9 protein-coding genes and 1 pseudogene are annotated in these 11,324 nt (G+C 69.2%); 5 read left to right on the top strand and 5 right to left on the bottom strand.

Going from position 1 to position 11,324, the window contains the following annotated elements; translation table 11 throughout:
* Window positions 1–88: 88 nt before the first annotated feature.
* The 3 genes from NFU81_RS05965 to NFU81_RS05955 all read right to left on the bottom strand — a co-directional run bounded on the left by NFU81_RS05965 (window position 89) and on the right by NFU81_RS05955 (window position 2,720).
* Window positions 89–829, bottom strand: a complete 741-nt coding sequence (locus tag NFU81_RS05965) for a hypothetical protein (protein WP_251485736.1) — start codon at window positions 827–829, stop codon at window positions 89–91.
* A gap of 273 nt (window positions 830–1,102) precedes the next feature.
* Entirely contained in the window at window positions 1,103–1,993 is an 891-nt protein-coding gene (locus NFU81_RS05960) for a hypothetical protein (protein ID WP_251485734.1), read from the bottom strand.
* Complete coding sequence (locus NFU81_RS05955) at window positions 1,983–2,720, bottom strand: RNA polymerase sigma factor (protein ID WP_251485732.1); 738 nt, start codon at window positions 2,718–2,720, stop codon at window positions 1,983–1,985. Before NFU81_RS05955 ends, NFU81_RS05960 begins: the two co-directional genes overlap by 11 nt.
* A gap of 470 nt (window positions 2,721–3,190) precedes the next feature.
* Between NFU81_RS05955 and NFU81_RS05950 the strand changes: the two genes are divergently transcribed.
* The gene (locus NFU81_RS05950) at window positions 3,191–4,042 is read left to right on the top strand and encodes a helix-turn-helix domain-containing protein (protein ID WP_251485730.1); all 852 of its coding nucleotides are present in this window, start codon (window positions 3,191–3,193) and stop codon (window positions 4,040–4,042) included.
* Between the two features lie 186 nt (window positions 4,043–4,228).
* Window positions 4,229–4,702, top strand: coding sequence for a hypothetical protein (locus NFU81_RS05945; RefSeq protein WP_251485727.1), 474 nt, complete (start codon window positions 4,229–4,231; stop codon window positions 4,700–4,702).
* Between the two features lie 257 nt (window positions 4,703–4,959).
* Here NFU81_RS05945 and NFU81_RS05940 read toward each other — a convergent pair whose 3' ends face one another.
* Window positions 4,960–5,157, bottom strand: coding sequence for a DUF397 domain-containing protein (locus tag NFU81_RS05940; RefSeq protein WP_251485724.1), 198 nt, complete (start codon window positions 5,155–5,157; stop codon window positions 4,960–4,962).
* Between the two features lie 2,019 nt (window positions 5,158–7,176).
* Here NFU81_RS05940 and NFU81_RS05935 point away from each other — a divergent pair.
* The 3 genes from NFU81_RS05935 to NFU81_RS05925 all read left to right on the top strand — a co-directional run bounded on the left by NFU81_RS05935 (window position 7,177) and on the right by NFU81_RS05925 (window position 10,081).
* On the top strand, window positions 7,177–7,440 hold the full coding sequence (locus NFU81_RS05935) for a helix-turn-helix transcriptional regulator (protein ID WP_251485722.1): 264 nt from the start codon (window positions 7,177–7,179) through the stop codon (window positions 7,438–7,440).
* A gap of 161 nt (window positions 7,441–7,601) precedes the next feature.
* A complete protein-coding gene (locus tag NFU81_RS05930; protein WP_251485721.1) occupies window positions 7,602–8,477 on the top strand; it encodes a DUF6083 domain-containing protein in 876 nt (291 codons plus the stop codon).
* Between the two features lie 68 nt (window positions 8,478–8,545).
* Complete coding sequence (locus NFU81_RS05925; RefSeq protein ID WP_251485720.1) at window positions 8,546–10,081, top strand: UvrD-helicase domain-containing protein; 1,536 nt, start codon at window positions 8,546–8,548, stop codon at window positions 10,079–10,081.
* A 23-nt stretch (window positions 10,082–10,104) separates the two neighbouring features.
* Here NFU81_RS05925 and NFU81_RS05920 read toward each other — a convergent pair.
* Window positions 10,105–11,226 (bottom strand): annotated as a pseudogene (locus NFU81_RS05920) (ISL3 family transposase); the annotation flags it as partial.
* Between the last annotated feature and the right edge of the window lie 98 nt (window positions 11,227–11,324).

The following is an 11,324-nucleotide window of genomic DNA, read 5'->3' as shown; positions in this document are numbered from 1 at the left end:
AGCTACCCAGTGTGGAGAACTCGTTCGCACGCCGCCAGTGCGCGCATCGAGTGGTGGTCGCACGGCCTCCACCCAGGGGCCGGTCATGTCAGCGGGGGCGTTTCCCGGTGAGCTCCTGCCACCGGTCGCGTGCGGCTTCGAGGTTCTGGTGGGCGTCGTGGTGCCGCGTGTCGTGTCGCTGGCGTTCTTCTACCTCAGAGATGTGCGCGCGTGCTGTGTCCTGGGCGGTGGTGTCCGCGCGAACCTCGGCGAGTTCCTTCTCAGCGACTTCTGCTTGTGCTGTGGCGCGGATGCGGTAGGCGTTCTCGTCGGCTATGGCGTTTTCCAGGCGGATGGCGAAGCGGCGGACGATGTCCTCTTCGTGGTCGCTGCGCGGGTAGCGGTGTAGGCAGACGTTGCCGTCGGCCGGGGTGAGGTACAGGAAGTGCTGGTGCTGGGCGTGATCGAGGCGCACGACCAGGTCGGCCAGCGGGATCTCCTTGTCGTCGACGAGGACGCTGTGCTCGTGCAGGCTGACGTCCCCGAGCTGGCTGATCATGCTTCCGCGTCCGGGGCGGAGCAGCCCGGCGATCCGCCGCTCGATGGCGCGCGCTTGCTCGCGCTGCTGGTGCTGTGCACGCTTCAAGTGGCCGTGGGCGGCGTTGAGTTCCTTGTCCGATTCCCGCTTGAGGGTGTCGGCTTGCCGGCGGGCGCGGTCGAGGTCGGCTCGGGCGCTGGCGTGGGCCGTGCCGAAGGCGAAGTCCCAGCCGCCGGGGTAGTGGAACAGGCGCCATCCGACATACACGGCGGCAGCCACCACGGCCACGGCCAGCCCGCTGACCAGATTCATCGATGCCCTCCCGGCATTGCTTGTCTTGACTGCCGCGCTCACCGGTGCGCGGCACCTGCCCGGCCCAGTGGCCCGCAGTAGGCCGCCGGCCCGCCCGGTCCTGCCCGAGTGCCGGCCCGGCATTGTCGCTGTGCGGGGCGGTGCCCCTCCCGCAGTTCATGCTGCCCGCGGCCCGGGTGTGGCATCCGAGCCGTGCGTGCTGCGTAACTCACCGTCGGCCTGCGCGGCCTCAGCTGCCTGGACGCTCACGCCGAGCGACCCGTCCGGAGGCGGTCAGATGGCCTGCATGCCCGATGCCCAGCCCAGGCCTCGGGCCGGTTGTGCGGCGCTGCCGGGGCTGTCGGCAAAGGCCGAAGGCATCGCGTCGTCCTCCAGGCGCACGTCGTGCGTGCCGGCGGGGGAGCGGGCCTCGTCGGTGCGATGCCCGCCGGGATCGCGGCCGGGTTCGATGAGGCCTTCGCGGGTGCGGGGCAGTGCCGCCAGTGCTTGTTCGGCGTCGGGGTGCCCGGCGGCCATCGCGGCGCGGAAGCACAGGTCGGCGCGGTGGTTGAAGTGCTGCCGCGCGTAGGAGTGCCCCATGCGCATCAGTGCGTGCGGGAGGTTGTGGGACTTCTCGATCCACCGTTCGAAGGCGTACTCGGCCGGCGGCGGTTCGGCTGGCGGCTGTCGCAGGGCGTGCAGGCGTTGCATGACGTCGGCGGCGTCTTCTTCGCTGGTACGCGCTGCTATGTCGGCCACGCCGGGTGTGCCCAGTGAGGAGCTGGCGATCAGCGCGTCGGCCTCGGCGGCGGTGAGCTCCTGGCCCCGGCCGACGGTCAGCGGCCGGTCGGCGGTATCCGGTGCCGGCGGCGGGCCGGCGGGCTGTGGAACGGTCCCGGTGCCGGCGGGCGGTGAAGAGGTGGCCTGGGTGGTGTGCCCGCCGAGCAGGAGCAGGTACTCGTGCAGAGCGAGGGGCTCGGCCTCATGCCCGGCCGGGTCGGTCCCGTGCGGGCCGTGCCACGCGTACGGGGGGCTGCCGGGGTCGTGTACAGGGTGGCCGGTGCGGGCTGGGGCCGCCTCGCAGCCTGGCGGTTGCTCGGGGGAGCCCATGGCGGTGGAGCCTGGCAGCCCGGCCCACATACCGGGTGCCGGGTGCCGGCCGTACGAGCCGTGCTCACTGCTCATCGAAGCCCCCCCTTTGGTTGCGCTCGTAGTAGCGGTGAAGGCGGCCCTCCACAGCTTTCTCCGTGATGCCGACCAGTTCCGCGATTTCCCGGTTCGTGTAGTCCTCGGCCCGCAGCTGGAGGATCATCTGCATCTCCCGCGGGAGCTGCGACAGCGCCTCGCGGGCGGTCTCCCGCGCCACCACCACGTCCTGGGGGTCGCTCGGGTGCGCCGTCGGCATCTCCTCCAGCGGCACCAGCACGATCTTCTTGGTGCGCAGCAGCTTCTTGTAGTTGTTGAGGAAGATCCACAGGCATCGGGTGGTGAAGAACGTCTTCAACCCCGCGCCCAGGGCGGGATCCCAGCTGCCGAGCACCATCTTCTCCAGCTCAAGAAGGCCCTGGGCGACGGTGTCCTTGCGTAGTTCCTCGCCTTCCTGCCTGGTCCACACGCTGCGCCCGCGGTAGGCGGCACCGGACTTGGCGTAGGTGAGGGTGGCGATCTTCTCCCAGATCAGGCCGCTGCTCATCCAGGAGTTGAGCGCCGCCAACTCGTAGCGCAGGAGCCGCTGGTACACCTTCTGTCCCAGCGGGGAGTCGAGGCCGAAGGCCCGCAGCATCTCCAGGAGCTGCTCGTCGGATATGCCCTCCGCCTCCAGTAGCGCCGTCGACGCGCGGCTGCCGGCTGCCGGTGCCTGCACGGCCGGGCCGTCGCCGGTCACCGCGCCCGGCGTGTGGATCCCGGTCACGGCGCTCCATGACGGGGCACGGCTATGCGGTGGTGCGGTGCGGGGACTTCCCGCGCGAGGCCCCTCGTTGATGACCACGCACTCCTCCTCGAAGCGCTACGCCTCATCGTCCGCCCGTGTGCTCCTAGTCGCCCCGGGCGGGCTTCCCCTCGGGGGACGGCACGAATATTTTTTTGCTTCCCCGCGAAGGGAGGCGGCCTGACGGTGACTAGGAAGCAGTGACGGGCGCTACCGCACCGGAGCACGTTCCCCGGGGCGTCCCGCCGTCTTGCGTCCCCCGGCGTGCGCTGTGGCGGCCGGGCGGCGCGTGGACGCCGCAGCCGACCGAGCCTCCCACACTCCGGGATGACAGGTGTCGGATAGGGTACTTCTAGATGACAGTGTCACAATGAACATAGCTGACAGGTAAGTTCGGCATGACGCACATCATATGGAAGTATGGCGACACTCTCCGCCCGTGAAGGAACACGATGCCCAGCACAGTCGATCCCAGCCTCAACCGCCGCAAACTGCGCATGGAGTTGCGGGTGGCCCGCGAGAAGGCCGGCCTCACCCAGCGCCTGGCCGCCCAGACCCTCGAGTGGTCACTGTCCAAGCTCATCCGGATCGAGACCGGCACGGTCAGCGTGTCCGTAACCGACCTGCGCGCCCTGCTCCAGCTGTACGGGATCGATGACCAGCAGGCGGTCGCCGCGCTGGAGGCAGCTGCCCGCGGCAGCAAGGGCCCCAGCTGGTGGGCGCCGTACAACGACGTCCTCACCACCACCTACGCCCAGTACCTGGGCTTCGAGAGCGCGGCGACCTCCATCCGCTCCTACCACCCGATCGTCATCCCCGGGCACCTGCACACGCAGGACTACGCGATGGCCCTACTCGAGCCCCGGGTCGAACCCGAGCGAGCCGAACGGGTCGTCGACCTGCGCATGGCCCAGCAGAAGCGGATCTTCGACGGTGGCCCGCAGGCTTCCTTCGTCCTGGACGAACTGGCCCTGCGCCGCACCATCGGCGGCGCGCACGTGATGAGCCAGCAGCTCGACCACCTGCTGGAGATGAGCGCCCGGTCGGCCGTCGACATCACCGTCCTGCCCGCCGACAGCGGCGCCCACTTCAGCACCCTGGGCAGCTTCGTCCTGCTCGGCTTCGCCGACGACGACGACCTTCTGTACCTCGAACACACCACCGGCAGCCTCACCAACCAGAACGACATGGACCTCATGGCCCGGTACCAGGAGTGCTTCGAGACGATCAGCTTGAGGGCTGTGAAGGGGGAGGCCGCAACCGAACTGATTACCCGTATCAAGGAGGAGTGCGGAAGGCGCTGAGGCCTGGTCACCGGCGCTCGCGGCGCAAGTCAGAGAGGCCTAGGTCTCACGATGTGGCGGCTCACCCGGCATCGCGCAGGCGATGTACCCCAAGGCGGACAGGAACCGCCCGCCCTACCGGCCCCCGATCCCCAGGAGGAAGCAACCGCTGCGTCGTTCCTCACGCCAGGTGTGGTCCGGGCTGCGATGGAAGACGACGCAAAGGCCGACCGACTCACTGCGGTGATCGAGGCGAAGAAGAACGCCGACATTGCCTACATGAAGGCCGAGACGGAACAGCGCAAGGACCTGCTCCGATCACAGACCGAGCAGATCAACAGCCGCTTCCAGAACAAGATGACCTGGGGGGTTGGAGGCGCGGTCGTCCTCGTCGCCGCGTTGTGGGCCTTCGGCGTCCCCCGCGCTATCAAGGGGATGCACCTTCCGGTGTCACCCGGCGTGGCGAAGGCCGCGGGCACGGCCGGCTTAGCCGCCATCGCCTGGGTGGCCACCGCTGTCTGGCGAAAGATACGCGCACGGATAGTCCGGCGCGCCGTCAGCGATGCGATGCGACGCGACGACCCGGTACGGACCGAAACCGTTTCTCCGCTTCCGGGCGGTCGGCAGACGCAACTACCGCCAGGGCAACAGGGCGGTCAGAGTCAGGCCGACGTCTCGTGAGGGGCTGGGCCACTGCGTGGACGATGCCCGCCGCCACGGAGAATCCCACTCCCGACACCAGCCACACCACGCGCTTGGCAGTAGTGCCGTCCGCCAGCAGCGACGCCCCCGCCGCGACCGCCATGGCAGCGGCACCGTACGACAGATACACCACGGCACTGCGTGCACGGCGTGAGATAAGCCGCCGCCCCTTGCCTGCCGGCGCCTCCACCGGTGTCAGCGCCTTCACCGCGCCCACGCTCCCGTACCGTGTGCGTTCACGAGACCTCTAACTCCCCGCACACCACGGCGGCGATGAACGCTCTCCACGCGGCGGCCGAGAAGGCAAGCTCGGCCCCTGCCTGATCCGTGGAATCGCGCGCCCTCACCCGGCCACCGCCCAGGGCGACCTCGACGCACTCGGTCTCGTTGCCGCAGAAGCTGCTCTTGCGCCACGCCTCTCGTGCCTCGGGCACTCGGACTACCTCCCCCGGCCGGCCATCCGGATGCCGGCTCTACTGCGGTCGCGCCCCGCAGACCCTTGCATCCGGCATATGCGATCCGGACCGAGTGCGCGGGGAGACTTCACGTTTCTGCAAGCCGTAAGCCCCAGAGGTACATCCGTGGCAGGCCTCCGGATATCTGGCATACCCACAAGATGTCGCCAGGGAACATGACGCAGTCTGCCGCATGCGACAACCGGCCAGTAGCCTGCGGGTAAGAATCATACTTGCGGAACTCTCAACGTCCAGCCAGAACCCGCCACCCTGCCTTTGCCTCCGCACGCCGGCGGACTGCTACCGCGTACCTGTCAACGCTGTGAGCCCGCGGAAATGAACGCGCCCACCCGGGAGATGCGAGACTACCAGGTCAGACGCGCCCTGCCTCCGAGGTCGGAAGCCTGCGCCCCGCCCTGCCTCGTAGTCATAATGGCGGACATTTGGAGCATCGGGAGAACCAGATCCGCGCAGGAATATTCACATTGATGGCAGAAACTGGCCAACGGGGCAGAGAAAACACCTGCACCAGAACTCCCTTTCCCCTGTGGCTTCTGCGAGGAAAGGGTGGCAAGTCGGTCCTTTCGTGGTCCTCGAAAGGGGCACCCATGCGCCCAGCGCATATGCCATTCAGGCATGCCGGAATAAGTCTGCGTATTGAAGTGGCACCAGACAGAAACATGCGACACGACTGTCTCAGCCGTCACGCTGGCGAGTTCCCAGCGGCCCGGAGTGCGGTTGGCCCGTGCCTCAGGCGATCGTCAGGGAGGAGCCTCGGGGGCGACTCCCCGGCCTTGATGTCGTTGCCGTCCCCGCGCGGCGCTGTCCAGATGGCGCTGCCTACCGGGAAGGAGGGCTGGCTCGCTGCGGCGGGCGTCGTGACCGTAACAGCTGCTGCTCCCGGCATCGGAGTGCAGTACCGGCGGCACGCGTCGGCCAGTTGCCAGGTTGGGAGCAGCGGGCCAAGGCGCAGCACGGATCTGTCGGCGCCCCTGAAGGGCTCACCCCAGGTTCCGGTAGTCGCCGTATGCGCTCCGCCGCAAATGGGAGGGGATTGTCCGGTGCCCTAGTGGTGTCAGCCTGCAGGAACTCACTCCCTCTCTCCACTGCCCGTCTGCCTCACGAGCGGTGGGACGGCGGATCTGCTGGCGGTCGAGCACCTCTTGTCGGCTGCGGACAGTGCCGTCGATGACCCACGGCTCTGGCTCGGCGAACATCATCATCTGATAGTTCTTTGGCGAGAGATGAGAACCTGATCAAGTCCCGGCCTGCATGGCAGAGCAACTGGCCTACCGGGTGAGGTCAAATCAGGCTCAGGAGCGCACGCGTCGGCGAACTGCCCCGCGGTCACTTCATGCGGTGTCCCAGACCAGTGGGTCTTCGTCTGCGAAGTCCGTAGAGGCGCTGGCAGCGGGGTCTGCTGCCGATGGGGGCCGGGCTGTGGAGGGCGGTGGGTGGGGGACGCTCGTCGTCCCAGCGGTTGCTTGGCAGCACTGGTTGCAGAGATCGGCCAAGCGCCACCTGCGTGAGGCTGCGTCAAAGGTCAGAGCGAGACGGATAGATCCGCTGCAGCCGCGGTGGGGCCGGTGCCAGGGGCAGCCGCGATGGCCGCACTGGCAGGTCCTGAGGTGGTCTGGGGTCAGGTCGCGGCGGGCGTGGCCGGCAAGATGGCTGATCACGGTGCGGCGTACGGCGGTTGTCCCCCCGCTGTGATCGCGTACTTGCCCGCAGGTGCGGCATTCCACAGCCGGCGTCCCATTGCGGGTGCGGATGTCGACGGTCCAGATCCGCGGCGGGTAGGGCGTAGGCCTGCCGGGCCCCATCGTGCGTGGCCTCCTGGTGTCGGTACGGAACGAACTGCGTATGGGCGGCCGGGGGAGTAGTGGCCCGGCGACACCGTAGTGCAGACCTCTGCCCTCTCGCGGTTCGCCCGTTCGCCCGCAGATAGGGCAGAGGTCTGCACTGACAGTGCAGGGGTCTGCACCGTCGGATGGACGGGTGACGATCTTCCTGCCCGACCCGGACTTCGACGCGCTCCGTCTGGAGCTGGCGCGTCTGCGGGCGGCCGCGGGATTGACCTATGAGCAGCTCGCTGAACGCGCCGGTCTGTCGCGGCGCACGGTCATCGAGATCGAGCAGGGCCGCACCATCGGCACCCTGAAGACCTGGCACGCGCTGGCCCACGCCTTGGGGGCCTCCTTCGACGACCTCCTCGGTGTCCTGTGCACCGACCACACCCCACCCGGCCGCCCCACCCCGTGATCGGCACCGGATAACCCGCAGGCAGGGTCTACCCGCACCGGTGATGCAGTGCGAACACCTTCTCGATGCGCGTGCTGCAGTACGAGGCGCGGCGTCCGGCCGGGGGACAGTGCCCGCCATGCTCCGGCGTGTCTGGCGTGTCGGCTGCGATCTTCACCGGCATGACCGCTGCACCTGACCACCCGAACCGCCGCTGGGACGGCTCCCGCAACACCGCCCACCGCTCCCGCAGCCTGCACCTGAGCCCGAGGGCCAGCACCCGGTTGCTGCGCTGCGGGCAGCCCGGACGCTGCCGCGACTGCGGCAACGCCATCGAGTGGTACTACCGCCCCGACCACCGCCCGGTACCGCTGCACCCCAGAGAACTGCCCGCCCATACCGTTCCTGAGCGCCGCCGCTGGCACGTGGCCGCCGGTCTCGCCTACCCCACCGCGGACGGCAGCGCCTGGTGCCGCCTCCCGCACGCCGCCCTGTGCCCAGCCCGCACCCCGATCGCGGAACTGCCGGAGCTGTCCGGGCTGCGCCGGGCGCTGGCCGCCCGTACCCGCCGCCTGATCGACACCGGAACCTTCACCCCCACCCCAGCAACCGCAGAACCGGCTGTGTGCCGTCCATCCCGCCCGGTCGTGCAGATCCTCGGGATCCGCTACCTGGCCGCCCGCCCCGTCGAGGAGATCGCCTGCCTGGCCCGCGCCACCACCACACGGGCACGCTGCCGCAGAACTCTTAGCGACACCGAACGGCCAGCCGGCATCTGGCGGCTCCTGCCGGCCACCGCGATGGTCGGGCAACTCGCCCTGCCGACAGGCCTACTGATGGCCGTCTACGACCTCTCCGCCCTGCCCGGGACCGAGCAACTGCGCTGGCGGGCACAGCGCTGCCCCCTCCACACCCACGCCACCGCCGAGATGGCCATGACCGACTGGGAACCCTTCGAACCGCTCACCCACCGCGAGCACATCCACACCCGACTACCGGACTCCCACCCCACCGCCCGCCCCGGAACCCGGCACCCCCGCCGGTGCACCCACACCTGACCCAGCCCGCCCATCCAGCGCTGTCCCAGCGACCTGCCCTTCACCGCGCCGCGTCCCGGAGAACCCCTGTGCACCAGCCCACCGACGAACAGACCGCCGCCGCCGAGGCCTTCCACGACGGCCAGCACCTGGCCATCCAAGCCGGAGCCGGCACCGGCAAGACCACCACCTTGACCCTCCTCGCCTCAGGCACCCCACGCCGCGGCCGCTACCTCGCCTACAACCGCGCGACCGCCACCGACGCATCCACCCGCTTCCCACCCACCGTCACCTGCACCACCGCCCACTCACTGGCCTACCGGGCGCTGGGCCACCGCTACCGCCACCGCCTGAACGCACCCCGCCGCCCCGCCTGGAAAACCGGCCAGGACCTCGGCATCACGACCACCGTCCGCATCGGCCCCCACGACATCACCCCCCGCACCCTCTCCCACACCGTGACAGGCACCATCTCCCGCTTCTGCCACTCCGCCGACCCGGTCATCACCCGCCGCCACGTCCCCGCCCTGCGCGGCCTGGACGACCCCGACCTCCACACAGAACTCGCCCACACCGTCCTGCCCTACGCCAACCTGGCCTGGAAAGACCTCCAAGACCCCGACCAAGGCCGGACACGCTTCGACCACGACCACTACCTCAAAATCTGGGCACTGACCCGCCCCCGCATCGACTGCGACTACCTCCTCCTCGACGAAGCCCAGGACACCAACCCCCTCGTCGAACAGGTCTTCCTCCACCAGAAAGACCACGCCCAACTCGTCATGGTCGGAGACTCCGCCCAGGCCATCTACGGATGGCGCGGCGCCCAAGACGTCATGACAGGCTTCAACGGCACCCACCTGACCCTGTCCCGCTCCTTCCGCTTCGGCCCCGCCCTCGCCCACGAAGCCAACCGCTGGCTGACCGCCGCCGGCACACCACTGCGCCTGACCGGCACTGACACCATCCCCACCACCCTCGACACTCCCGGCACCCCCAACGCGGTGCTGTGCCGCACCAACGTCGGCGCCATGACCGAGATCCTGGGCCTCCTCGGGACCGGCCACCGCACCGCCCTCGTCGGCGGCGGAGCACCCCTGCGCGCCATCGCCCTGGCCGCACGCGACCTCAAAGTCGGCCGCCGCACCACACACCCCGAACTCGTCCTGTTCCCCACCTGGGGCACCGTCCAGGACTACGCCGCCCACGACCCCTCAGGAGGCGACCTCCAGCCGTTCGTCGACCTCATCGACCGCCACGGCACCGACGACATCCTCGACGCTGTCGACCACCTCCACGACGAAGCTGGCGCCCAGGTCACCGTCTCCACCGCCCACAAGGCCAAAGGACGCGAATGGCCGAACGTGAAGATCGCCGACGACTTCCACCCGCCCAAAGACACCGACCAGCGGGACGAGAACGGCAACCCCGTACCCGGCCCCATCGACACCGCAGAAGCCCGACTCGCCTACGTCGCCATCACCCGCGCCCGCCACCACCTCAACCGCGGCAGCCTGAACTGGATCGACCATCACCCCGATACAGGAGCCCGACCCTCCCCGGTGGGTGCGGACCTGCCACGGCCTTGTTCACGGGTCTGTCCAGCCAACGGCTCTGTTTCGTAGTCGATGGTGACGGTCGGTGGCAGTCATTGCAGCAGGATGCGATGACGGAGGAGGTCGAAACCGGCGCGGCCGTGCATCTGCCGCATGATCTTCTTTGTTCGGGTGTTGACGCCTTCGGTGCGGCCGTTGCTCCAGGGCAGGGTGAGGCCGGCGTTGACGGCGGCGCGGTCGAGTTCGAGGCCGTTGCAGAAGCTGTGCAGGTGGGGCAGGTTGACGCTGCGGGCAGTGGTGATCCACTGGGTGAGCTTGTCGTTGTTGGCCTGGGCCGGGGTCAGGAGTGTGGCGAACTCGCCGGTGAGTCGCGCGAGTGCGGTCATCTCGGGGCAGGCTGCGGTGAGGAGGCCGAGCAGGGCGGTGTCCTTGGTCCGTAGGTGCTCGGGGTGGGTGAGCAGGAGCCGGGCGAGGTGGCGGGGGGTTGTCACGGGACGGTCGCCTTCGGCGCGGCCCTGGTTGAGGTAGCGGACCAGCAGGTTGGCGCTGCCGGTGTAGCCCAGCTTCCTGATCTCGTGCAGGAGGTGGGTGACGGGGACGGCCGGGGTCTCGGACCGGCGCCGGCGCAGGTGGTGGCGGTAGGGGTCGACCAGGGTGGGCCGGTAGCGGGGGGCGATGCGGTCGGCTGGCGGTTCGGGGCTGCGTGCGTAGCGTTTTACGGTGTTCAGGGCGAGGCTCAGTCTGCGGGCGCATTCGAGTAGGCCGACACCTTGGCCGAGGAGGGTGTGGACTTTGTGCCGGCGCTCGCGGGTGGTCTGCTCGCGGACGCCGCCGGGCCGGGGCGGGTTAATGGTGTCCCAGCACGGGGCGTGGGTACGGACCTCGGCCAGGACCTTGTCGCACGGGTTTTTCCACAGGTGCCAGCGGTCGCTGACCTGCACCGCATCAGGCAGGGCGCGTCGGATGGCCTCGGCGTAGGTGGCCGAGCCGTCCCGGCAAACGGCCTCGATCCCCTGTTTCCCGTGCAGCCAGGCCGTGAGGGTGGCGGCCTCGCGGCCGGGCAGAACATCGAGGCGTTCACCGGTCTCGGCGTCGATGATGATCGTGGCGTAGCGGTGTCGACGTTTGAGGGCGAAGTCGTCGACCCCGATCACCCTTGGGATCTGCGCTGTCGGCGGCGGGATGCCTCGAAGCAGCCGCAAGGCGGTGGCGTAGTCGCTGTTGTCGTTCCGGCTGTGTGGGGTGTGTCTCGAACTGAGGTTTCCGACCGGGTGATCGTGGAGGCGTCGCGGCATAGAGGTGGGGCCTTCTG

Source organism: Actinacidiphila cocklensis (genome assembly GCF_907177275.1).
GTDB lineage: Bacteria > Actinomycetota > Actinomycetes > Streptomycetales > Streptomycetaceae > Actinacidiphila > Actinacidiphila cocklensis.
This window is presented reverse-complemented; position numbering and strand designations above follow the sequence as displayed.